Below are 23,936 nucleotides of genomic sequence, written 5' to 3' on the forward strand. Positions count from 1 at the left end.
AGGAGACCATGAAAGGACTAGCATTTGATGTCAGGGGAAGTATCGGCCATTTTCGCCGCCCGGATACAACGGCAACGCAAATGACCTACCCTTTTATCACGCCTACTGCCGCCAAAGGCCTGGTGGGCGCGATCCTGGGCGTTGAGGATTTTGTGACTGCCGATCAGGTAGGGATCGAACTGTTGCGCCCGGTGCGGACGGTAGCCCAACAGATGTCCATGCTGGGCAAGGGTACCGGGGCGGCTTTCAACCGGCCCACCACCATTGAACTCTTGGTCAATCCGGCTTACCGCATTTACTATACCGGCGAAGAATATACGGAGCAACTGGCAACAGCGCTGGCTGAGGAGCGGTCTGTATATACGACCTATCTGGGAGCCGCTTATGCACTGACAAAACCGGTACTACACCGGATTTATCCGGAGGTGGTCCGGGCGGCGGCCGCAGAACAGGAAATTGAGAGTAAATCAGTTGTGCCGACCGCGCTGATCAGGGAGATTTCTTTAAAGACCGACCGTTACTATTGCCGGGCCGGCGGCTATTTACGGCACTATAAAGGTGGCCGCACCTTTGAAAAATCAGTTGATTTTCTCTATGAAAAGGATGGAAAATCAATAACATTTATCCCCAGGGCGGATGCGTCACCTGAGCTTATGCTGGCCAAATTCGGGGAGGAGTTCATATGCCTGATTTAGTTCCCTTTGCCCAATGCATCGCCCGACCGGAGGAGCAGGGAAACCAGAACTGGCTGACAGACCATTTGCTGGGCGTAAGGGCTGCGGTCGAAACCAGGTTAAAGCAAGGCAGATCCCCCTTTGCCAAGGATCAACTGAGTATCCGGCTGGCCGGTTTGGCCGGAATTTGTCATGACCTGGTAAAATCCCATGTCCAGTGGCAGCTATATATCAGAGGCAAGCGTGGCCGGGGGCCTAATCACGCCCCGGAGGGGGCTTTTCTTTTTTCCTATTTGGGTTATCATTGGCTGCAGGCTGAAAAGCGGTGGCCCGAATATGCCGGCATCTGGCTGTGGTTAATCAGGGATATTGCCGATCACCATGGCGCTTTAAAACGCTTTGGTGAAGAACAGTGGCTGCGGGCCGGGCAGTGGGATAAAATGGACTTACCGGGCATGGCAGCTTTTCTCCGGCAAGTCTATCCTGAGTTTACCATACCGCACCTAGCGGCAGAGCCCCTGGTGCAATGGGCAAAAGACCTGTATCACATTAAGAAAGATGCGGCAGATAGGCTGGATGCCGGGTATTCTGCTAGCCCCCTGGAATTAATGAAGCAATTAAGCTGCTGGCGGGAAATGACTACTGCCCTGATCGCCGGGGACCGTTTTCATGTTACACCGACAGAAGGGGGCAGCTTCCATAAGCAGGACCATGCCAGGCATGACCGGTTGCTTGACGATTTTTGTCAGGCGGCTGGCGATAACTCCATGGCGGTTGTCCGCAATAATGCGCAGCGGCAAATCCTCAGTCAGCTGGCCGGTGATCCCTGGCGCCGTGTGTATACATTGGAGATGCCGACCGGTTACGGCAAGACAATCACCGCTTTGCGGCTGGCGATCTGGCTGGGGAAGGAGCAGGGGTATGAAAAAATTATTTATGTGGCTCCCTATCTGTCTATCCTGGAGCAAACCAGCAGTGTGATTGAAACCGTACTACAGGCTTCGGTGCTGGAACACCATTCTTTAGCTGTTCTGCCTATTGATCAGACTGAACAGGCAGATAAGGAAATGGAAGCGGTAGAGGAGGAAGGAAAGCTGCATTCCGGACAACTAATCATGGAGGCCTGGGCCAGTCCTATTGTTTGCACCAGCTTCCAGCAATGGTCGAAAGCCTTGTTTCCGGGGCGAGCCCAGGATACTCTGCGGCGGGCCTTTTTGCACAACAGTGTGGTGATTATTGATGAACCGCAGATTTTTGCCGCAGCCAGCTGGAACGTTTTTTTATGCGGCCTGGAGTCGCTGGCGGAGCTGTATAACCTGCGTATCATCTTTTTGTCTGCGACTATGCCGCCTTTTGCCTATGGTCTGTCCAAGCAAAACCTGCCTGGCTGCCTGGCCGTTAAACCTGTTGAGAGACTCGAACGCTATCAGGTTAAGCAAGCGGGCGAGATGGATGAGCAAGCGGTTGCCGATTATTTAACCGGCTATTTACCGGGCAAAAACAATTTATCGCAGGCGGCTATTTTAAATACGATTACAGACGCCTATCTGGTGTATAAAAAACTGGCGGCCAAGGTGGAAGGTTCGGCGTTAAAGTTCCTGCACGGACTGATGATTCCCCTTCATAAACGGGTGGAAATTGAAAAGATTAAAAGGTTCCCTAACAGGGAAAAGCCGGAACGTTTGTATGTGGTCTCCACGCAAATCATTGAAGCCGGCGTTGATCTGAGCTTTAACCATATCATGCGGGCCCTGCCGGTCCTGCCTTCGATCGTACAGGCCGCCGGACGGGTTAACCGGAACTTTGTTGGTGATTTAGGGCTTCTGACCTTGATGCTGTTTTTACGGAATGGGGAGAAAAACACCCGGAGCAGCATTTATGATGTGTGTTTGCAGAGACTGACCGATAATCTGTTACAAGAAAAAGAGGTATGGCTGGAATCAGAACTGCTTGAACTTATAAAGGTATATTATCAAAGAATGTTTGCCCGTAATTCCTACGAGACAGGTAAACAAGCCATTCAGGCTGCCTATGAAGGTGACTGGCCTGCACTGGGGCAGCAGTTTAAACCTTTTGGCGAGGATTATTATAAATTACCGGTGTTTGTACCCTGGCAGGCGGGCGAGGGTGATGCAATTTGTTTTCCCGAACGGTTTGTAGAACTGCAGCGCCGTTTGCAGCTTGATTCGCCGGCGCGCATTTATGAACTCTATGAGGATCGGGATTATTATTCGAAAATGTCATTTCAGAGCAAGAAAGAATTTATGATTCTGATGAACCACTATGTGGTTAATGTTCCGGCCAAACTGGCCTTTTCCCTGGTAGGTAAGGAGCCGTATCTTGCCAACCGGATACCTTGCCTGCTCAATAATAGTGATTACGATCCTGTGGCCGGATTAGCAAAACGGAATGTGGAAGGTTTCGATCAATTTATATAGGCCGCAAAGTTACACAACAGGCAGGTGAAGGAAAGCGTGGACGACTTTGAATTTAATATCACCGGCACGCATATCTGGTACTATTACTGCTGTCCCCGGGAGGTCTGGCTTATGCTGCATCAGGTTAATCCGGATGAAGATGACGCCAATATGGACCTTGGACGCTTTATTCATGAGATGACATATGGCCGGGATAAGAGCAAGGAGATTTCTTTAGGTAACATCCGTCTGGATATTGTGCGCCAGGATAAAGAGGGCCTGGTGATTGGGGAGGTGAAGAAAAGCTCCAAATACCTAAAAAGCGCCCGGATGCAATTGGCTTTTTATCTAGCAGAACTCAAACGGCGGGGTATTGAAGCCACCGGGGAGTTGCTTTTTCCGAAAGAAAAGAAAAAAGAATCAGTTACATTAACAGCGGACATAGAAAAGGAGTTAATGAAGGCTATCGCGGCAATTCATTGTATTGCGGCGGAAAGCCGGCCGCCGCAGGCGCGAAAAATAGGGCTATGTAAAAACTGTGCGTACAAAGAGTTTTGCTGGGCCTAAGAGAAGGGGGCAGATCAATGAAAAAGACATTGTATATCTTTTCCAACGGGCAGTTAAGGCGGAAGGATAATACCATCTTTTTTATGAATGAGGAGGGGGAGCAAAAATATATTCCGGTTGAGGATACCGCCGAGCTTATGGTATTCGGGGAGGTTGATATTAATAAACGGTTTCTGGAATTTTGTTCTCAACAAGAAATCATCGTTCATTATTTTAATAATTACGGCTATTACAGTGGGACATTTTATCCCCGCGAGCACTATAATTCAGGGTATATGATTTTGCGGCAGGCGGAGGCTTATCTGAACATGGAGTCCAGAGTTAGCCTGGCACAAAAATTTGTCACCGGCGCAGCTCAGAATATCCGGCAGGTTTTGAAATACTATCAAAACCGGGATAAAGAAGTAGGGCGGCAACTGCAGGAGATTGAGGAACTTAGCACCAAAATAAAGGAAACGTGCGATATTTCGGTATTAATGGGCATTGAGGGGAATATCAGGGAGTATTATTACAAGGCTTTTGATGTGATTCATGGGCAGAGTGAGTTTGTTTTTGAAGGAAGATCCAAGCGACCGCCTCAAAATGCGATGAACACATTGATCAGCTTTGGCAACTCCATTGTTTATTCAACGGTGTTAAGCGAGATTTACAAAACCCATCTCGATCCCCGCATCGGCTATCTGCATGCGACGAATTTCCGGAGATTCAGCCTGAATCTGGATATTGCTGAAATATTTAAGCCCATTCTGGTTGACAGGGTTATTTTCACTTTGATTGGCAAGAAGATGATTAGCAAGAGGGACTTTAAAAAAGACTCAGGCGGGCTGATGCTGAAGGAAAATGGGCGGCGTGTGTTTGTTGAGGAACTGGAAAACCGGCTCAAAACGACGATTACCCATCGGGGGATTGGCAATCCTGTATCCTACCGAAGGTTGATGCGGCTTGAATTATACAAATTAGAGAAACATCTGATGGGAGAAAGTGTTTATGAACCTTTTGTTACGCAATGGTAATGTCAAATAGAGTTGTAAATAGTTTAATGGACTTTGTAAAAGATTGATATGAGGTATAGCTATGTTTGTTATTGTGGTATATGATGTAGGTGAAAAGCGTGTGGTAAAGGCACTGAAGCGATGCCGTAAATATCTGAACTGGGTACAAAATTCGGTTTTTGAAGGGGAGATATCGGAGGCGAATTTGACTAAGCTTAAAATGGAACTAGACAAGATTATTGTGCCTGACGAAGATTCGGTTATTTTTTATACTTTAAGAAGCACCCGTTATTCCGACCGTCAAATTATGGGGTTGCGTAAAGGCGGGCAGGATTTGATTATCTAAAACTTGTCGTCGATCGGTAATAGCGTAAAAATGCCTGGAGATCGACGACAGCAGATTTGGCCTAAACAGCAGGTTTGCGGCTAGAAAGTGTTGTATGTTTTTCAATGGGACTATTAAAAAGTCTTATTTTATGCGGTAGAAATGGGTTTTTAGGCTACCTATGAGGAATTGAAACCGGTGTAAGGCTTACCACATATAGTACATAGGTCTGTTTTTAGGCTACCTATGAGGAATTGAAACCTTTCTGAACAGTGGATACCGCGAAAGCATTGGATTGTTTTTAGGCTACCTATGAGGAATTGAAACTTAGTAAGGAAAAGGCCGGGAAGATCAAAGCTCTGGTTTTTAGGCTACCTATGAGGAATTGAAACTTCTCCTATATGTGCTAAAGCTGGCCAGTAATAATTCCGTTTTTAGGCTACCTACGAGGATTTAAAAACCCGTATTGCTTAAAGGATAGCTTATCGGCGCGATTTTGTTGCAGCAAAAGCAATTGCCGCCGATTAGGCGGCTAAAGCGGCTTTCCTGGCTTCCACTGTTTTGCAGCCTGTCCTCTGGATGGGGCGCTGTTTATTTAGTCTTTCATTTTTCTTAGCTTTAACGCAGCCAGCGGCTGCAGTCTGTCCAAATGGCAGTGCCAATAAAGCCGCCGATAAAGAGTCGCTCCCAGTTGAGGCCGCTATAGCACTGGTCAATAAGTATAAATACTACGATGATAATACAGACAGAGCTGCAGGCGCGCATTGGTTTTCCTTCCAATGAAGCAGTGTGGGGCCGTTGGTTCTTCGCTGAAACATGAGAGCAAGAAGAGGCCGGCGAACTTGTTATTCCAGTTTCCCAATCACATATTCATAGCCGAAACGTCGGTAATCCTCCCAAAACAGGCTGCGGTTTTCAGGCAAGGGGGCGGGTTCACGCAGACGTTTTTGTCGTTCAGTGTTTCTTCCTTGGGCCGCTCTTCCGTATGCAGGTCTTGCCGGCACTGCGCAAACAGGGCTGCCCCTTGCGGCGAGTTTACCAAAATCACCGACACCCCCAAGAGGTCAAACCATGCCGGGCTGTATTTCTCGATCCCGAAATAATCGGCCATCGTCAGATCGGCAACACGGTGAATATCGGTAAAACGGCACTGCGAGCAGCAAGGGCGGGCGATAGTACCAACTGTAATGAACAACCGGTGAAACCGGTCATCCTCATGGATTTCTGGGCTTTTGTCGGTAGTAAAGAAACCCCTTATATTCTTCCCAGATTAACGGGCTGGGAATACTGTGACAGATCAAATCGCAAAGATACAACCGCTCCATAAACGGTGATGGGCCCAGAAAGCCGCGCAAGCCCGCTGCCTAGCACGGGGTGCCGGTAAAAGAACCATGCGCCTCTGCAGCCTCGTAGAAACGCAGGGACAGGGAGAGTGTTTTAGCTTTAAGCATATTGCTGGAACAGAAAGGAGATAGTTGTAGTATGGTCAAACTACAACTATCTCCTATTAAAATTAAAAAGTCCCTTCCGGCTTAAAACAAAAACCGGAAGGGGACTTGCGCCGTTAAGCGCAGCTCATATTTTTTCTCAGCCGGCGGCCTTTTAGCGTTTGGGCGCCCATTCCTTCAGCTTGCTTATGAACTCATTGGTCAGTTGGTTCAGCGTCAGGCCGCGGGCGGCTGCGTCCTCGGGGCTGAGGGTGGTGATTTTTTGGTCTTTGTAATAGATGACAGCCCCGGCAGCGGTGTGGGTAACAGTAAAACGGCTGCTGCTAAACCCTGGATCGGCTGCTGCCAGGTACAGGGCGCCGGCTGTAAAGTAAGCACGGTAAAGCGGCTTATACCCATTGAGGCTGACAGTGAAGGCCGGCAGCCGCCAGCCATTATCGACCACTTCGGCTTTTTTGCCGTCTGTAATCACCTCGGGGGTAATCTTAGCATCCTTCATATACTTTTGGACCAGCTTTACGCGGGCTCCCGGTTCGGGATGGCTGGAGAACAGCCCGTAGGAGCCTTTGTTGGGCAGATCATCGAGTTTTTGCAGGGTGAGCAGCATGCTGTAGGGGTTATAACCGGCCAGATGAGTTTGCTTAAAGCCCTGCTGGTCGGCTTCCCGTTCGTCTTTACGGCTGTACCCGGCCATAATGGCATTTTGCGCAAGGTTTTGCAATAGCGGTCCGCGGTCACCGAAGGCAGCCCCGAATAACACACTGACAGCCAGGGATTTTTCAATTTGTTTCACACTGTGGCGTCTGACAATATGTCCGATTTCATGGCCAATGACCCCGGCCAGCTCCTCATCGGACGGCATATAATCTACTAGACCTTTAAATATGTAAACAAAGCCTCCCGGCGCCGCCAGTGCGTTCACGTCTTTGGAGTTAAGCACTTTAAAGGAATATGTTAAGTCTTTACGTTCCGATACGGCCACCAGTCTGGTGCCAATCCGGGCTATCCGTGCCTGCAGGGCGGCATCATCAACCAGCCCGTGCTTTTTTTCCAGTTGCTCGGCAACCTTCGCGCCGATCGATATCTCCTGATTTGTGCTGATGATCGCGGCCGCCGCCAGCGGCAAGCCGTATATATTGATCATAATGACAAAACAGATCAGGAGGCCTGTGATCCGGCGGAGATAAAGCGTCATCACCAGTCCCCCCAGTTATCTAACATATTTGGGTTTTAATAGGTAGTTCGACCTAATTGTTATAAAATCCTGTTTTTAAATTCTGGAAGGTACAAAAGATTCCCCCCTGACAGCGAAAAAAACAGGGGGACAGGGAATTGTTTTGGTTAACCGGCCATGGTATAATTTGGCCAGAGGTGAGGGTTATGGCCAGAAAGCCGAGAGAAAAAAGCAGCAGCGGCATCTATCATATCTTACTGCGGGGGATTAACCGGCAGAGTATTTTTGAAGAGGACGAAGACCGGCTGAAATTCCTTGAATCGCTCGTAAAATGCAAGGAAATCAGCCAATGCCGGATTTTTGCCTACTGTCTGATGGATAATCATATCCATATTCTGCTGCAGACCGGCCGGGAGCCTCTGGGGCGGATGGTCCAGCGGCTGAGTTCCAGCTACGTGATCTGGTATAACGGCCGGCATGACCGGTGCGGCCACTTATTTCAGGAGCGGTTTAAGAGTGAGCCTGTAGACACCGACAGCTATTTCCTGACGGTTTTGCGATATATCCACCAGAACCCGGTCCAGGCCAAAATTGTCGGCGATGCGGCTGCTTATCGCTGGAGTAGTTATCATGAATATACCGGCGACAAGCAGTTTGTGGACCGGGAATATGCCCTAGCTATGTTCGCAGACACGACCGCCGCGGCGATTGCGCGCTTTGTGCGGTTTTCGAACACCGCCAACAGCGACAGCTGCCTTGAACTTCCTGCCAGCAAAATCAGCGTGAGTGATGATGATTTCCGCAATATGATCAGGCAGCAATTTGGCATTGAGCCTATCCAGGTCGCCCGGCAAACCAGAGAACAACAGGATGCGATCCTGCGGGCGTTGAAAGCGGTGGAAGGCGCAAAAATCCGTCAGCTGGCCCGCATTACAGGCCTGGCGGCCACACGGGTCTGGAAAGCCTGAGTCAGGCCTTGGACGGCACCTATTTTTTTAAGCCGCTGCCTGTTAGGGGGACGACGATTTTTAGGTCCTTATCATGCCCTGTTGCGAAGTACTGAAGCATACCGGCGACAGTTACGCCGGCCGTAGGCTCCACATAGATCCCCATTGCGCCCAGCCTGGCCTGGGCTGCCAGCACCTGCTCATCGCCAACGGCAATAAAATCGCCGTTGCTGGCCTTCACGGCCGCAATCATTTCGTGCAAACGCCGGGGTTCCCGGATGGCAATGCCCTCGGCCACCGTCGGCGCGAAGTCTTCGGCCGGATGGCCATGGAAACGGCTCACAACCGGAGCGCAGTTCCGGCTTTGCACGGCGATAATCCGGGGCAGCCTGCCCAGCTCCCTGAAGCCGATATAGGCGCCGAGCAGCATGGTGCCGTTGCCGGCCGGCACAAAAATATAATCAGGGACGCCGATCTGCTCCCAAATTTCGTAAGCCAGGGATTTCGTTCCCTCGAAAAACAGCGGATTATATACATGGGAGGCGTAGTAAGCGGTTTGGGCGGCTTGTAAAATCGCCCGGGCCGTATCGTCACGCGTTCCCGGCACTTTGACAATGTTGGCCTTATAGGCCGCGGCCTGTTTAATTTTACCGGCCGAGGTGTCGGCCGGCAGGTAAATGCTGCATTTGATGCCGGCGGCGGCACAGTAGCCGGCGATAGCGGCCCCGGCATTGCCGGAAGAGTCCTCCACCACCTCCCGGATACCGAGTTCCTGGAGTTTGTTAATCAGTGTGAACGCGCCGCGGTCCTTAAAAGAGCCGGTTGGCTGCAGATAATCCAGTTTCAGGTACACTTCCGTATGCAGCAGTTTTCTTCTCAGGACAGGGGTGGGCATTTCCCCCAGGGACACGCGGGTCCTGACCGTTTCCCCCGGCGCTTTCATCAGGTTAAAGAGGCCGCCGCACCGGCACTGGTAATCCAGGCCGGCCAGCGGATACTGCTGACCGCAGTCCGCACAGTAAAAGTTCATTCAGCATGCTCCTTTGCTATATTGATCAGGTACGATAGGTATCGTGCTTTTTTATTGCCTTTTACGGGCAACGGGGTCTCAGCCTGGTTGGTTTGCGTAATTGCTATAGCGTTACGCTTAGGGTTGAATATCCCCGGCGGCATTAGTGTCAGACTGCTAAGCAGTTTACCGCTTGTCCGGGTTTGCCGGAAACGAACTGAGCACAAAATCGCGGAATTGCAGGGTGGCCGGGGCGGCATAGCGGCCCTTAATCCAGGCTAAGCCGATTGTCCGGTAGCAGGGCGGGGAAGAGATCGGCAAAAAGGCCAGCCGGCTGTTGCTGAGCCCAGGCAGGCGGGGAATAACAGCCACGCCAAGTCCGGCTTCCACCAGGCCGGCGACAGTGGGAATCTCCTCCCCCTCAAAGGTGATATCAGGCGTCAGCCGTGCTTCCCGGAACAGCTGGTCTGTTAAAATCCGCAGGCTGAAATTGCTTTTCAGGGTGATAATGGGTTCGGGGGCGATTGCGGCCAGGGCAATGCTTTTTCGCCCGGCCAGCCGGTGGTCGGCAGGCACAACAACAAATAATTCTTCCGTATATAACGGGGTCCATTCCATATCCTCCCTGCTGCCCGGCGGCGTGGACAGGCACAGATCAATATCGCCGGCCTCCAATTGCTCCAGCAATAGGTAGGAAGGATTCTGATAGAGCCTGAACCGGATATTGGGGTGTACAGCGCGAAACCGGCCCAGGAGGTCAGGCACAATATGGGCCCCCTGGGAATGTAGAAAGGCCAGGGAAACGGTTCCCTGATCAGGATGGATAATGCTTTCGATTTCCCGTTTGGCTGCGCGGATTTCCTGCATGGCCTGGCTAATGTGTTGTAAAAAAATTTTGCCAAACTGGTTTAACCTGATATTTTTGCCCCGCCGCTCGAATAAAGGCACTCCCAGTTCAGCTTCCAGCCTGGCAATAGAGCGGCTTAATGCCGGCTGGGAGATGGAAAGCTGCCCGGCTGCCCGCGTGAAGTGCTGCAATTGAGCAACAGTCAGAAAGTATTCCAGTTGATGCCACTCCATGGATGTTAAACCACCTTTGTCAACAGGCTATTGGTTATATATGGATTATCATAACCCGGTTCCCTGACAGCGTCAACTAACTGACGGCAAAATTTTATGATCTGAAATGCATCGATTTTATTAAAATGATGCATTGGACAGATGGCAATAGGGCGGTTATTATAAGAGAAGAAGTTCAGTTATTGTTGGGGGAGAGGAATATACTATGCAGTCTATTCAAGATAAAAATCAAATTCCTTGGCCGACCATTTCCGCCCTTTTTTTAGGCAGCTTTGTGACTTTTGCCTGCCTTTACAGTACGCAGCCGCTCATTCCGCTGTTTTCCGAGCAGTTTCAGGTCAGCCCGGCGGCCGCCAGTCTGTCTGTTTCGCTGGCAACCGGCTTTATGGCGGTTTTTATGCTGATTGCCTCCTGGCTTTCTGATGCCAGAGGACGCAAGGTGATCATGGGCGGCTCCCTGCTGGCCACCGCGGTGCTGCAGGTCTTTATCGGCTTTAGTCCCAATTTTACCTGGCTGCTGGTACTGCGGGCCGTACAGGGAATCATGGTGGCCGGTTTTCCGGCCATCGCCATGGCTTATATTGCGGAAGAGTTTGATCCTGCCATCAGCGGCCTGGTCATGGGCATTTATATTAGCGGCAATTCTGTCGGCGGGTTGACCGGCAGGATGGTCGTCGGGGCTGTGACCGATTTTTTTTCCTGGCAGAGTGCAATGCTGAGCCTGGGCTTTATCTGTTTGGCCGCCGGGCTGTGGTTTTGGTTTACACTGCCGGATTCGCATAATTTTTCGCCCCGGCCCCGAGCGGTGCTGACAATCCTCAGGGTAATGGGGAACACGATCAGAAAGCCGCCGTTGCTGCTGCTTAATCTGATTGGTTTTCTGGTAATGGGCAGCTTTGTTACGGTCTATAATTATATTGGCTACCCGTTGATGGCGCCGCCTTACAACTTAAGTCATACGGTTGTGGGCCTGATTTTTGTCATTTATCTGGTCGGTACCTTTAGCTCAACCTGGCTGGGGCGTCTGGCCATTACCTGCGGCAGGGCCAGGGTCTTGCTGCTGGCTATTGGCATTATGGCAACAGGCGGCCTGATTTCGTCAGGCACTGGTCTGGCTTTGAAAATTGGCGGGGTGGCGGTGTTCACGTTTGGTTTTTTCGGCTGCTATTCTGTGGTCAGCAGCTGGGTAGGGCAGTGTGCCGGCAACGATAAGGCCGCCGCTTCCTCCTTGTATTTGCTTTTCCACTATACAGGGGCCAGTGTGATTGGCGCCTGGGGCGGGCAGTTCCTGGGCGAGTATGGCTGGAACGGCATTGTGGCCCTGACGGTCGCGGCTTTGCTGCTGGCTTTGTTGCTGTTGGCTGTATTATTCTTATATACCAGGAAAAAGGAGGCTGCCGTTTATCCTCAATTAAGATAGGGTGAAATTTTTTCAACAATCAATTGACAATGATTATCAATTTCATGTATTATTTAATTAAGGACATAGAGGGCCGGGAGCTCCTTCACTAACTTAGCGTAGAGAGGGGGCTTTTTTGTTTTGTAAAAAAATGGCTATGATAAATGAGTTTGCTGGTCCAGGGTCACTGATGCCGGCTAAACTAAAGCGGCAGCGTGAATTGTTTAAAGCCGGAACGGTCGTGTAACCGAAGCATGATAATTAAAAGGGTAGACCATACAGGAGGTATATTATGAAAAGAAAGATGGTAGTTCTTGCGGCAGCCATCATGATGGGGATTTGCGGACCGGTGTCGCCGGCTTCTGCAGAAGAAACAACGATTGAACTGCAGGATTTATATGTGAATCCGGATTACGTGGAGATTGAGCGTTTAAGAGATACTAAACAAATTATTGTCATCAAAAAGGAAGAGATCCGGGAAAAAGGCTATAAGGGGGTCTCCGATGTTTTAAAAGATATCCCGAGCATCTCCGTAGGGGCAACGGGTTTGGGCGACATTGATATTCGCGGGCAGGGATCGGACCAGTCGGTAAGAAATATCCAGGTTTTGCTGGATGGAGCGCCGATCACAACCTTTGTCAGTCATCCGTTAAGCACAAATTATGACGTTGTTCCGATTGAGCAGATTGAAAAAATTGAAATCATTCTCGGCGGCGGTTCGGTTCTTTACGGCTCGGGCGCTGCCGGCGGAATTATCAATATCACGACGAATCTGCGCAGTATGAATAAACAGAACAAGACAATTTCGTCAGAATGGAATACAGATGGCTATCGCCTCAATTTCAATTACGGTGAGAAAATCAATGATAAACTGACGACAGAAATCGGCTATTTCAAGCAGGACAGGGATTTATATTTTAAAGATACGTATAAGGACAGCGAGTATTTTTCCGCCGGCGTTCAGTATGACGCCGGCGAGGGTCAGCGAATAACGTTTCGGATGAGCCATCTGGCGGAAGAAGGTCAGTATATTGCCAATATCCAGCCCTACAAAGTGGCGCAGGCGGGAAGAGGCTATGTGCCTGATTATGAAACCTATACCATTGGTTTGGATGCGGACGGACACAAAATAACGGCAACAAGGAGGCCCTATTTATTTGCCGACAGGTCAATGGATTCATACAACCTTGGCTATCAAAAGAATTTAAGCAGAACGTGGAAATTCAGCAGCGATCTTTTTTACAATACCGGCGATTTCATGAACAGCAAGTATGAAGATAAAAGAATGGATCATGAAACCAAAGGGGCAAGACTTAAATTTGACCATGCCTATAGCGAAAAAGGCAACCTGCTGTTTGGGCTGGATATTTACGAACAAACGGCAGAGATTGGCTATAACGACTATAAGCTTGTCAGTTCGGCCCAGAAGACTTATCGGGCAGTTCCTTTATCTTTTAATTATAATAAAAAAACGAATGCAGCTTATCTGTTACATAATGCAACCAGGGGAAAATACACGTTCACGCAGGGGCTGCGGCGAGAGAAAATAGACTGGAATTTTGATAAAGTTGGCAATAACATTGACGGGGCAGGAACCTCCGAGCGTTGGAATACGGCTAAAGAGCTGTCGCTGGCTTACCATTACAATGATACGGGCCGGGTTTATGCCCGGTATGAAAGAGGCTATACCACGCCGGACGGAATCCAGATTACGGACGAAGTAAGGGTTAATGGCAGCAAAAAATACGTTGGCACCGCGGCCAAAGATGAAATTTTTGATCTCTATGAAATTGGCTTGCGGGATAAGCTTGGCATATCCACTGTTAATCTGACTCTGTTCCATTCCAATACGGACAACCAAATGAATCGTCTATACCTTTTTGATGCCAACGGGTCGCTGACGATGCAGACGCTTAATATGCTGCAAACCAAGCGTAAAGGCCTGGAACTTTCCCTGCGCCAAAGCTTTGGCAAGCTGGCTGTGCAGGAAGGCTATGCTTATTTGCATGGACAAAGCGATTACACCAGCTTCGGCCGCAATTTCCTGGAAGAAAATAACGGGAGTATTATTGACTGGACTAAAAGTGGACTTAAAAAGGTTCCCCGGCATAAAGGCATATTGAAAGCCGATTATGCGTTTGACGATAAGTTGGCGGTAGGGCTTAAATATACCTATTTCGGGAAATACAACAATTTTCTTAAGGATGCCGACAAAGCGGACGGCGGAGTTATGCAGGCCCATTCGCTGGTTGATCTGGATATGAAATATAAGGTTAGCGAAGATACGGAAGTATATGGCGGCGTAACAAATCTTACCAACCGCAGGTACTATGAATATGCGGGTGATTCTTTTGGCACGATTGTTCCAGGCTCTGAGCGTACTTATTATCTCGGCCTGAAATATGCTTTTAATTAGGCAAACAGGAGTAAGATAGGCACGGGATAATTAAATTTCGATTGTTACTGATAGTAAGTAGGTGGTATGTTATGGTGGAATGTGGACACTGGAAGAAATCTTTTTTGTTTTCCTTAGGGCTGCATGGTGTGGTTATTTTCTTGCTCGCCGGGCTTGGTTTTCCATTTTCGCCGCCGAAAATCAACAATACCGGGGAAATTAATATACAGTTTATCCATGTAGGCGAGGAAAGCATGGATGGCAATGGCGGCCTTGCGGAACAGGCACAACATGTTGCCGCTCCGGTCATAGGCAGGCGTGCTGCAGCACCAACCACGGTTCCTGGGCATGAAACAGAAAGCAGGGAACGCTTCATACAGCCGGACAACGGAGCGGAACCGGTTCCGCCGGCAGAAAAAAATGCCGGCGCCGGTGAAATAACCGGCACTAACGCAAATTCAGCCGCGGCAGCAGGCCTATATACCGGTGGCGAAGCGGGAACCGCCACTCAAGCCGGGGGGCAGGGTGCGGGCAAGGGAATTTTTGGCAACGGCAATTTTTTGGCCAATGGCGATGGCAGTTATACGGCATTGCAGGCCGAAGGAATATCGTATACGATTATCCGCGATGCTGATGCCAAGTATCCGGAAGAGGCCCGTTCTATTGGCTACAGCCGTGTTGTAAGTGTCCAGGCGAAAATTTTAGTGGGCTTGGACGGCTATGTGGAAAATGTAGAAATATTAAATTCCGTTCCCAACCTTGGCTTTAAGGAGTCCGCATTAAAGGCCCTGCGGAGCATGCAATTTGACCCGATTTATTACAAAAGTCATAATGTGAAAATGTATTTTACTAAAAAGATATATTTTCAGCCTTAAGATAAAAGCCGCCGTTTATTCTCTTGCAATAGGGCAAGACAATTAGATCTCTGCTCCCAGCTTTTCCGCCTGCTTCAGGGCCTCGGTATGAACAATAGCACCTTTGGCGGACACGCTGGGGACAGCCAGTATGCCTTTATCCTGCCATTTCATATAATCGACAATGCCCTTATAGGTTTCGATGGCACCGGTAAACACGCCAAGGCCTTCGTCGGCGCCGCAGATTAAAAGCAGGCTTTCTTTAATCTTCAGCGGCCGCTTACAGCCAGGCCTGGTATAGGCATAAAACTTATCAATCGCCGCTTTCAAATGTGACGATACCCCAAACCAGTACAAGGGGGAGGCCAGCACAAGGGTAGCGGCGCTTTCCAGCAACGGCTCCAGTTCGGCAAAATCGTCCTGGATCGAACAGGCGGTGTTTTTGCTCCAGCAGGCCTCACAGGCCCGGCAGCCGCCAATCTTCTTTGCTGCTGTGGCGAATTTGGCTACCGTATGCCCGCCGGCCCGGGCGCCTTTAATAAAAGCATCGGCCAGCATGTCGCTGTTGCCGCCTTGTCTGGGGCTGCCGGTGAGAACAAGAATATTTTTGCCCATAGTAATCGCTCCTTTAATAATGGAATTTGTTTCCTGCTGGCATTATTATAACCTTTTGTTGATGAATTTTAAAGTACGCACATTTACCTTCCGTACAGTAAAAAAATCCATACTATCGTTAATGATAGTATGGATTAAAATGAAAAACAGCCCAGCCTGTTTTTCAGGGGCCGGTATTGGTTCGGACCGGCATAAGTCAGCCGAGCTCAAATTCGTGTCCCTGCGGGAACAGGCCAAATAAACCGCCGGTGTGGATAAACAGGAGGGTATTCAGCTCCCGGCAATGGCCTTTTTTTATTTCCTGCACCAGTCCGTAGAAGGCCTTGCCTGTATAGACCGGGTCCAGCAGGATTCCTTCCAGTTTTGCCAATTCATGAATAAACTGTCTTTCCTCCGGCCGTCCCAGTGCATAACCGCGGCCAACATAACCGTCGATAATATGCGTATTTCTGGCGGCGAAGGGGACCGGCGCCGCCAGATAAGCACTGCTGGCCTGCAGTATTTGTTCTACTTCGTGCCGGAAATAGGCGGCATCATTGCAGACATTGAACCCGATGATCTTATGCTCTGTTTGCAGCAGTTCCCTGGCCAGTAACAGGCCGGCATAGGTTCCGCCTGAGCCGACGGCTACTACTATGGCGTCAAACCTTACCTTTTGTTCCTGTTCCTGCCGAATGATTTCCGCCAGGGCGGAATAATAGCCGAAGGCCCCCAGACCGCTTGAGGCCCCTTCGGGGATGACATAGGCGTTATGTCCTTGCCGGCTTAGTTCAGCTTTGATATTGTCCATAATGTCATGCCGGTGGTCCCGGTACTCAGCCTCGGTTACCCACCGGATGTCAGCTCCCAGCAGCCGGTCCAGCAACAGATTGCCGGCAACGGCGGCAGCGGGGCTGCCCCTTAATACCAGGGTGGCCTTTAGGCCGAGCCTGGCAGCGGCAGCGGCGGTGGCCCGGCAATGGTTGGACTGAACACCGCCGCAGGTAATCAGCGTATCTGCCCCCTGCTGCAGTGCTTCATGGATAACGTACTCCAGCTTTCTGACCTTATTGCCGGAAAGTTCGCTGCCGGTTTGGTCATCCCGTTTCACATAGATTGTGGGGCCGCCTAATTGGGCGGATAATCTCGCCAGCTTGTCAATGGGGGTAGGTAAATTCGCCAGGTTTATGCGTTCCGGAATTTTGGTCATGAGAGTTCACCCCTTATGCATTATAAATTAAGCAGATTATAGTTCATTCTCCCCTGACCGTCAATCAATAATTTCCAGCTCGCCCGAAAAAAGGGAAACCCCTGCTGCCGTGATAGGACAGAAGGGGTTTTGTTTGTTGCGGGTATAGACTTACATAGACCAGGACCATAACCAGTTAAAGGCCATGCCTTCAATAGTTTCCCAGGGTTTCCGGATAAGCTCCTCATCGCCAAGGACGCCGCCCATTTCAGCATTCTTAACCGCCCAGGGGGTAAGGACATGCTGCTCGCCCAAGCCGGGTATCTGACTGCTGACAGGCAGGGGCGGCAGCGGGCGGGCTTTAATGCTCTTATCATACCAGCCGTATTTCATTACTGCGTCCACCATGGCCCGGACGTTTTCCGGTTTGGAGTTTCCTGGCAGATAGCAGCCGCCGCCCATGATGTAGCCGCCGCCTGGGCCCAGTTTTTCGCAGAGGAGTTTGACCCGGGCATCGATTTCTTCCGGTGTTCCCAGAATGAACATCCGGCTGAGAATGCCGCCGGCGATACACATATGATGGCCAATATCCTCTTTGGCTTTAAAAATATCTCCCTGGTCATCAATATCACAGAGGATCGTGCCTTTCGGCAGCTCTAACACATGATGCCAGTGTTTGCCCCAGTCGCCTTCCATATACATTCTGATTTTATAGCCGGCAGCGATAATCATCTCCATTGTTTTCTTAAACGATGGCCAGTAGAAGGTGTCAAATTGTTTAGGCGACATGAATGTGGGCTTATGGGTCGGCACAAATATCGGGTAGCGGCGCAGCGGATCTGCCGTCGACAGGGCGAACCGAGCCATAATGGGGGCCAGAACATCGCACGCCTCCAGTACTTTGTCAGGGCAGCGGCGGATATCACGCAGCACTCCGGTCAAACCGCGCAGCACATCGCCGATCGCGTCAAAGGGAGCGAGAAATGCCCCGGTGACCGGTTGCGGCATGCCGCACTGATTTTGTAATTGAATGCTTCTGTTGCGCATGATCTCGGCATACATGCCCTGGGCTAAACCGGCTTTGAGGAAGGCGAAATGAGAGCGGGCCGAGTCTTTGTCCATTTCACTAAATACCCGTGGTAAAAATTTTTCCAGCATAAACTGGCCCGGATTGGCAATTAAGGCATCATATTCGTCGGCAAGCATATATTCAGACTCTACAAACTGGGTAGCAACATGGGGAGCCAGGTCGCGGCCGGGGAACTTGTAGGTTCTGACCCCCAGCGCATCATACATGGGGGCCCAGAAGCGATTATTCCGCAGGGCATCAAATTCGGGAAAATCCCGGACAAAGTCCAGCTCGCTCTGCAGCCATTTCTGTGGATTATAGATGACTTCCTGCAGGCTGGCCGTATAGGATTCGGCAAAATTATTACTGCCGATGGCAATGGGAATCCGGTCAACCGGTTGCAAGGCAATCGCATTTTGATATCTGCCAAGGCGTTCCTCATAAAGTTCTTTAACATCGTTGCTCATGTACATCACTCTTTCTTTATAAATTTTTAATCAGCACTGCTACCTGGTGGCTATACCTGGTTTGTCAGCGGACGTAATGGCAGGAGGGCCAGGATGCCGACTATCGGACCGGCCGCCATCATGTACCAGACAGTACTGAAGTTGCCGGTTAAGTCAATGACGCCGCCAAGTACCAAGGGGCCAATCATGGAGGCCAGCTGGAAGATAAAGTTTGTTATGCCGTTAGCCGTGGCTGCCCACTCTTTGCCGGCAAACTCCGAAACCATAAGGCTTAAATGAGGATTGGCGAGGTAGGAGCAGAAGCCGTAAACGAAACCGGCCATATTCAGCATGGATAGGGTGGTTTGGGAGCCGAAATAGACAGTTAAAGGGGCACTGATGAGATAGGCCGCAATTACCAGATGTTTGCGGTTGCCCAGCCGGTCTGATACCCAGCCTGATATGACCGGCGCAATTACACCGCCGACACTGTACCAGATGAGAACAGTTCCGGCTTCTTTAACAGTAAAGCCAAGGTTTTTAATATACACATTCGCCCAGGTGGCCACCCCTAATTCCATCCACATCAGACAGAAACCGGCAACAGCTACCAGGACGATATTCCTGTTGGCAAAGAAAACTTTAAAGCCGCCGAAAAATGACTTTTCCCCTTTGGGTTCATCTGAAGTCTTGACCAGCAGGTAAATTAATACCCCCAGGATGGCGGTGGCAATACCAATACCCTGAAAAGCTCCCTGCCAGGAAAATAGGGCATTGAGTGTCGGCACGATATAGTTTGCCAGCAGTAACCCGCCGGATGGCGCTGCCAATAGCAAGCCAAAGGCCGTTCCTCTTTCGTGCGCCGGAAACCATTCCATTAGCGCCCGTGCGCAGCAGGCCATAATTGCGCCTGCCCCCAGGCCGGTCACAACCCTTAACACGAAGCCCATATCAAAAGAGGTGATTGAGCCCATGGCCCAGGTTGAAATTCCTTCAATCACTAAACTGACACCGAGAATCGTACGTACTCCAAACCGGTCGGCAAGCATACCTGCGGGTATTTGAGTAATTACATAACCGATATAAAATGCCATCATGTAGGCCCCGGCCTGCGACATATTCATATTCAGCACCGGAACAACCACCGGAATGAGTGGCGGCCATGCAAAACGGGCCAGAAAAGTTAAGACAAAACTGGAAAACATTAACAACATAATTACCCAACGATATTGGCTGTACTCTTGTTGACGTTCCATACATTCCCTCCTTTTTTATGCTCTCGTTGCAGCTCCTTGTGTATTCGCCTATACGTCTATACAAGTTGTATTCTTCATTATTACCCAAGTTCCTGCCTGTCATTGCACCAATTTTAAAATTATTTTAAACTTTCTCATATTAGGCAGCGAACATGTCAAGGGGACGGTTCTTTTGACATTGCTTTTCCCCGGGCCTTGACAATTCATTATTCGGGGGCAGTGCAAAGGCGATAGATTGATGAACATAGATAGACTTGCAGGAGCTGCCAGTGTTTACAATTGCGCCTTTTGTTATGGCGATGCCCGGACCAAACACGTTTATATGTCATTAGCCGCGGGGTAACTCAAGGCAAAGAGCTGCGCTGATCTCGGCGTTTTGTGCAAGTCTGAGCCAGCTCTTATATGTAGTATCTACAGCTTTAGGGTTGATTATAATTCTACAGCAGCCGGCAACTGCCTATAATGTGATCAAAATATTTGGGGCCTTATTTCTGATAATGTAAAACAAGGAACCTGTCGTGCGCCACGAAGGCGATGGTTGAGAACAACAAGCATCGCTAAGCTTAACTAGAGATGGAGGAAGGCCCTCCGAACCGCCATTCGGCAAGATATGCAGATGATGGAATAATCCACTGCAAAACCAAAGAAGAGGCAAAAAAAGCTACTCGGTAAACTAGACCAGCGATTCAGAGAATGCGGACTTGAACTTCATCCAGATAAGACGAAGATTATTTATTGCAAAGACAATAAACGTACAGGGAATAATCAGGAAATAACATTCGATTTTCTAGGATACACCTTTCGGCCAAGAAGCGCTCAAACAAGAGAGGGAGAGCGGTTTCTTAACTTTTTACCAGCAGTCAGCAGGAAAGCAAGCAAAGCCATGCATCAGACGATACGCGGGTGGAAACTTCACCGGAAAACCGATAAAGAACTTGCTGATATAGCCAAAGTAGTAAATCCAGTAATTAGAGGCTGGGTTAACTACTATGGCCGCTTCTACAGGTCTGCGATGTATCCAATCCTGCGAAAATTAAACCAGAGCTTAATTAGATGGGTAGCAAAGAAGTACAAGCGAGTCAATGGCCGCCAAAAGCAAGCGCAAAACTGGTGGCAAAAATAGCGCAGTGTGAACCTAGTCTTTTTAGCCACTGGCAAATGGGAATTATTCCAATGATTAGATGATGGGAGCCGTATGAGTTGAGAGGCTCAAGTACGGTTCTGAGAGAGCCTGGGGGTGGAACTCCTCCGGGCTACTTACCCCCTTGCTTTCCCATTGGTTTTCCGGGCAAAACAGTTTGGGCAGTACTATAAAAATAAACCTGTGAAAAGGTTTATGTGTCAAAAGAACCGTCCCCTTGACAATTATACGTTATCTTGCTTGCAGCTTTACTTGTTAGGAGAAATATCTTATAATGGATATAATTGGATTATTCCCAGCTGTATATTACTTGAATGTCAGAAGCTATGCAGCATTGTTTGGATACGATGACGACTATCTTATTACAGGTAGTCGTTCTATCTTTGTTATATATGGACAGGCTGAGTGCGTAAAATAACAATGAAAGGGCTGATCCGGGTGTCAAAAACCATATTTATTACCAGTTCGGATAAAGAGAAACTACTGAAAATGATTGGTTTGGAAAAAGAATTCCATGTCGGCGACAAAGATTATCTGCAAAACCTGGGGCGTGAGCTGGAGCAGGCTGTTGTCGTGCAGCCTGAAGAAATCCCCGGTGATGTGATTACCATGCGGTCCCAGGCGGTCCTGCAGGATCTGGATAATGATGAGCAGATGACCTGGACACTGGTCTACCCGGCAGAAGCCGATCTGGCGGAAAACAAAATTTCGGTATTAGCGCCGGTCGGAACGGCGATGTTAGGGTACCGGGTGGGGGATGTGGTTAACTGGGAGATTCCCAGCGGCCTGATTCGCCTGCAGGTGAAGGAAATATTATTCCAGCCCGAAGCCAGCGGCAATTTTGAACTATAACGCAAGCTTAGCAGCTGGTGCCGGCGGTTAAGCAAAAGGCCTGATCATAAAATCGGGTCTTTTATTTGATTGGCTGGCTGCCCAGAGGTCATTAATCATGGCTGGACAAAGCAGAATAATTAAGGAAAGTAAAGCCGGGGTCATGGACCTGGTTCAGGTGGCCGCGTCCCAGCAGGCTCCGCCTCGCTATATTGCTCCGCCATTGGGTTTATCTCCGGTATTTTTAGGCTGGGGGACAAATGCCCGGCCCGGGGTTGCCGGCATCATTAATAAGCATTATTGCGGCTTTGCCGGCGCATATCTGTTTGGTGCCAGTTGTATGGTATCTGTCCGGCTTTGTGTTTTTTCCTTAAGTGAAGGCCTGAGGCCGTCTCTCCGTGGTAGCTGACCTGATTCCGGCGCTTAAGCGGGCGGAGAACCGGCAACCCAATTGCTGCATGGGCGGCTGGTTTTTTCTCGGCAATTTTATTTCCAGAACCGGGTATAATTTGTTATAATAAGCAATCATATATATATAATATATTTCTGTAACCGCAGCTTTATAGGCGGATACAGAGTCAAAATTTCCGGGAGTGGAGTCGTGCAATGCGCTTTTTACATAAGTTTACGCTATTGCTTAGTATATTGATTATCGCCAGTAGCTTTATTCAGTTTGGTATTTTTGAGCGCTCGTTTATCGCTACTACTAATTCTTTATTCTTGGCAACAAATGAAAAAGCAGCATTTAATGTCGGAGAGCAGCTTGTTGCTTATTTTAATAAGATTGAGACTTCGCTGAAGGCGATCGCCACCAGTAAACAAATTAAAAATAATCAGGTGTTGTTTGATGATGTTAATTCTTTTATCCCGGAATTGGATCTGATCTTTATTATTGACAAACAAGGCCGTGTTTTGCTGGCCAGCGGGGTGGACGGGGACCGGACCGGTTTTGACGTGTCCCAGCGGGATTACTTTCAGCAGGCCATCCAGGGGCAAACCTACATCAGTGGTGTTTTTGCAGCCCAGAGCGGGCGGAAAGTGATCTCCATTGCAACTCCCATCATTGAGAACGGCAGCATTACCGGGGTGGTGTTTGGCATTGTCCGGCTGCATGGCGATACATTAGCGTCCATGTTTGATGATAAATCATTCGGCCGGGGCGGGTTTATTGCTATTTTAGACAGACAGGGGACTATCGTTTACCATAACGATAGGAGCCGCATCGGCCAGCAGGGCCGGGATTTTTTGCAGCTGCAGGACGTGACCGGCTCGGCAATTATGCAGTACGATTCAGGTGCCGATTATTATCTTGGTTACAGCAAGGTGCCTGGGTTGGACTGGACTGTGATTGTGAATACCCCGGCGGCAGAGATGACACTGTTGCGCAATAGGATTATTTATGAGATTCTGGCGGTATCCTCCTTAGTGATTCTTGTCATTATTGCGATCGGCAGCTATACTGTGCGCCGTTATACCAAACCGCTTGATAAACTGGTGGAAGCCTTCAGCGCCGTCCGGAAAGGGAAATATAAGAAGATTGCGCCTTACGGCTATGCAGCCGAATTTAGCGAGATGATTCAGGTTTATAATGATACCATTGAAAAGCTGGAAGAGGTGCATGCCGCACTGGAAGATGCGGCCGATATAGATGAGCTGACCAAGGTGTATAACCGGCGGTCTTTTGATAAAATACTGGGTATTATTGAGAGTGAGATCAAGGCCAATTCGCTGGAAAGCATCGGCATTATGATTCTGGATATTGATAATTTTAAGCTGACAAATGATACGCAGGGGCATCTGGCCGGCGATGAGGTGCTGAAAGAATTTGCGGCGATTATTGTGTCTGTCGTGGGGGGGCGGGCCGTATTCCGGTTTGGCGGGGACGAATTCGCAGTTATTGTGCGGAACTGTACCTGTGAACGGATTGCCTTCATGGCTGAGGAAATCCGGCTGCGTTGTGAAGAATCTTTCCATGGTTACACGGTAAGTATTGGTACCGCCGTTTATCCCGATAATGCTGATTCGGTCGGGGCCTTACTGGAACGGGCCGATAAAGCCCTGTATATCAGTAAGGAGATCAGGAACAAAGTAACCGCCTATAAAGAGGGTTATTAAGAAAAAAAGGCAGC

22 protein-coding genes and 1 CRISPR repeat array are annotated in these 23,936 nt (G+C 49.4%); of the genes, 13 read left to right on the plus strand and 9 right to left on the minus strand.

The window, feature by feature from the left end:
• Positions 1 to 8: 8 nt before the first annotated feature.
• From cas5 to cas2, 5 genes are all read left to right on the plus strand, one after another.
• A complete protein-coding gene (gene cas5, locus SPTER_RS00915) occupies positions 9 to 695 on the plus strand; it encodes a CRISPR-associated protein Cas5 (RefSeq protein ID WP_144348639.1) in 687 nt (228 codons plus the stop codon).
• Positions 683 to 3,112 (plus strand): CRISPR-associated helicase Cas3', encoded by a 2,430-nt coding sequence (gene cas3, locus SPTER_RS00920; protein ID WP_144348640.1) that lies wholly within the window; start codon positions 683 to 685, stop codon positions 3,110 to 3,112. Before cas5 ends, cas3 begins: the two co-directional genes overlap by 13 nt.
• Before the next feature lie 36 nt (positions 3,113 to 3,148).
• Complete coding sequence (cas4, locus tag SPTER_RS00925; protein ID WP_144348641.1) at positions 3,149 to 3,658, plus strand: CRISPR-associated protein Cas4; 510 nt, start codon at positions 3,149 to 3,151, stop codon at positions 3,656 to 3,658.
• Between the two features lie 17 nt (positions 3,659 to 3,675).
• Positions 3,676 to 4,671, plus strand: coding sequence for a type I-B CRISPR-associated endonuclease Cas1b (gene cas1b / locus SPTER_RS00930; RefSeq protein WP_144348642.1), 996 nt, complete (start codon positions 3,676 to 3,678; stop codon positions 4,669 to 4,671).
• Positions 4,672 to 4,732: 61 nt separating this feature from the next.
• On the plus strand, positions 4,733 to 4,996 hold the full coding sequence (gene cas2, locus SPTER_RS00935) for a CRISPR-associated endonuclease Cas2 (RefSeq protein WP_144348643.1): 264 nt from the start codon (positions 4,733 to 4,735) through the stop codon (positions 4,994 to 4,996).
• Between the two features lie 145 nt (positions 4,997 to 5,141).
• Positions 5,142 to 5,436: direct repeats of the CRISPR family, unit length 31 nt; unit sequence GTTTTTAGGCTACCTATGAGGAATTGAAACC.
• A 157-nt stretch (positions 5,437 to 5,593) separates the two neighbouring features.
• Here cas2 and SPTER_RS24460 read toward each other — a convergent pair.
• From SPTER_RS24460 to SPTER_RS00945, 3 genes are all read right to left on the minus strand, one after another.
• Positions 5,594 to 5,755 carry a hypothetical protein gene (locus SPTER_RS24460; RefSeq protein WP_170233087.1) on the minus strand — a complete coding sequence of 54 codons (162 nt, stop codon included), beginning with the start codon at positions 5,753 to 5,755 and terminating at the stop codon, positions 5,594 to 5,596.
• Positions 5,756 to 5,837: 82 nt separating this feature from the next.
• The gene (locus SPTER_RS00940; RefSeq protein ID WP_246105430.1) at positions 5,838 to 6,170 is read right to left on the minus strand and encodes a Coenzyme F420 hydrogenase/dehydrogenase, beta subunit C-terminal domain; all 333 of its coding nucleotides are present in this window, start codon (positions 6,168 to 6,170) and stop codon (positions 5,838 to 5,840) included.
• Positions 6,171 to 6,577: 407 nt separating this feature from the next.
• Complete coding sequence (locus SPTER_RS00945) at positions 6,578 to 7,618, minus strand: M48 family metallopeptidase (protein ID WP_144348645.1); 1,041 nt, start codon at positions 7,616 to 7,618, stop codon at positions 6,578 to 6,580.
• A 185-nt stretch (positions 7,619 to 7,803) separates the two neighbouring features.
• Between SPTER_RS00945 and SPTER_RS00950 the strand changes: the two genes are divergently transcribed.
• Complete coding sequence (locus tag SPTER_RS00950) at positions 7,804 to 8,565, plus strand: transposase (protein ID WP_144348646.1); 762 nt, start codon at positions 7,804 to 7,806, stop codon at positions 8,563 to 8,565.
• 19 nt (positions 8,566 to 8,584) lie between these two features.
• Here SPTER_RS00950 and SPTER_RS00955 read toward each other — a convergent pair whose 3' ends face one another.
• Together SPTER_RS00955 and SPTER_RS00960 are read right to left on the minus strand one after the other, a co-directional pair.
• The gene (locus SPTER_RS00955; RefSeq protein WP_144348647.1) at positions 8,585 to 9,574 is read right to left on the minus strand and encodes a pyridoxal-phosphate dependent enzyme; all 990 of its coding nucleotides are present in this window, start codon (positions 9,572 to 9,574) and stop codon (positions 8,585 to 8,587) included.
• Between the two features lie 165 nt (positions 9,575 to 9,739).
• On the minus strand, positions 9,740 to 10,633 hold the full coding sequence (locus tag SPTER_RS00960) for a LysR family transcriptional regulator (protein ID WP_144348648.1): 894 nt from the start codon (positions 10,631 to 10,633) through the stop codon (positions 9,740 to 9,742).
• Positions 10,634 to 10,838: 205 nt separating this feature from the next.
• On the opposite strand from SPTER_RS00960, the gene SPTER_RS00965 reads away from it, so the two are divergent.
• From SPTER_RS00965 to SPTER_RS00975, 3 genes are all read left to right on the plus strand, one after another.
• Entirely contained in the window at positions 10,839 to 12,053 is a 1,215-nt protein-coding gene (locus tag SPTER_RS00965) for an MFS transporter (RefSeq protein ID WP_144348649.1), read from the plus strand.
• 271 nt (positions 12,054 to 12,324) lie between these two features.
• Entirely contained in the window at positions 12,325 to 14,448 is a 2,124-nt protein-coding gene (locus tag SPTER_RS00970) for a TonB-dependent receptor (RefSeq protein WP_246105431.1), read from the plus strand.
• A gap of 71 nt (positions 14,449 to 14,519) precedes the next feature.
• Positions 14,520 to 15,302 carry a TonB family protein gene (locus SPTER_RS00975; protein WP_144348650.1) on the plus strand — a complete coding sequence of 261 codons (783 nt, stop codon included), beginning with the start codon at positions 14,520 to 14,522 and terminating at the stop codon, positions 15,300 to 15,302.
• A 42-nt stretch (positions 15,303 to 15,344) separates the two neighbouring features.
• On the opposite strand, the gene SPTER_RS00980 is transcribed toward SPTER_RS00975, so the two are convergent.
• The 4 genes from SPTER_RS00980 to SPTER_RS00995 form a co-directional block, all read right to left on the minus strand.
• Positions 15,345 to 15,896, minus strand: coding sequence for a flavodoxin family protein (locus tag SPTER_RS00980; protein WP_144348651.1), 552 nt, complete (start codon positions 15,894 to 15,896; stop codon positions 15,345 to 15,347).
• A 196-nt stretch (positions 15,897 to 16,092) separates the two neighbouring features.
• Entirely contained in the window at positions 16,093 to 17,085 is a 993-nt protein-coding gene (locus SPTER_RS00985) for a D-cysteine desulfhydrase family protein (RefSeq protein ID WP_144348652.1), read from the minus strand.
• Positions 17,086 to 17,235: 150 nt separating this feature from the next.
• On the minus strand, positions 17,236 to 18,600 hold the full coding sequence (locus tag SPTER_RS00990) for a uroporphyrinogen decarboxylase family protein (protein ID WP_144348653.1): 1,365 nt from the start codon (positions 18,598 to 18,600) through the stop codon (positions 17,236 to 17,238).
• 50 nt (positions 18,601 to 18,650) lie between these two features.
• On the minus strand, positions 18,651 to 19,835 hold the full coding sequence (locus tag SPTER_RS00995) for an MFS transporter (RefSeq protein ID WP_144348654.1): 1,185 nt from the start codon (positions 19,833 to 19,835) through the stop codon (positions 18,651 to 18,653).
• Positions 19,836 to 20,718: 883 nt separating this feature from the next.
• Here SPTER_RS00995 and SPTER_RS25810 point away from each other — a divergent pair.
• From SPTER_RS25810 to SPTER_RS01020, 4 genes are all read left to right on the plus strand, one after another.
• Positions 20,719 to 20,958 (plus strand): group II intron maturase-specific domain-containing protein, encoded by a 240-nt coding sequence (locus SPTER_RS25810; RefSeq protein WP_144348655.1) that lies wholly within the window; start codon positions 20,719 to 20,721, stop codon positions 20,956 to 20,958.
• Positions 20,959 to 21,381: 423 nt separating this feature from the next.
• Positions 21,382 to 21,828, plus strand: coding sequence for a nucleoside diphosphate kinase regulator (rnk, locus tag SPTER_RS01010; protein WP_246105432.1), 447 nt, complete (start codon positions 21,382 to 21,384; stop codon positions 21,826 to 21,828).
• A gap of 97 nt (positions 21,829 to 21,925) precedes the next feature.
• Positions 21,926 to 22,216, plus strand: a complete 291-nt coding sequence (locus tag SPTER_RS01015) for a hypothetical protein (RefSeq protein WP_144348656.1) — start codon at positions 21,926 to 21,928, stop codon at positions 22,214 to 22,216.
• A 197-nt stretch (positions 22,217 to 22,413) separates the two neighbouring features.
• Entirely contained in the window at positions 22,414 to 23,922 is a 1,509-nt protein-coding gene (locus SPTER_RS01020; protein ID WP_144348657.1) for a GGDEF domain-containing protein, read from the plus strand.
• The last annotated feature ends 14 nt before the right edge of the window (positions 23,923 to 23,936 follow it).

It is taken from the genome of Sporomusa termitida (assembly GCF_007641255.1).
Classification (GTDB): Bacteria; Bacillota; Negativicutes; order Sporomusales; family Sporomusaceae; genus Sporomusa; species Sporomusa termitida.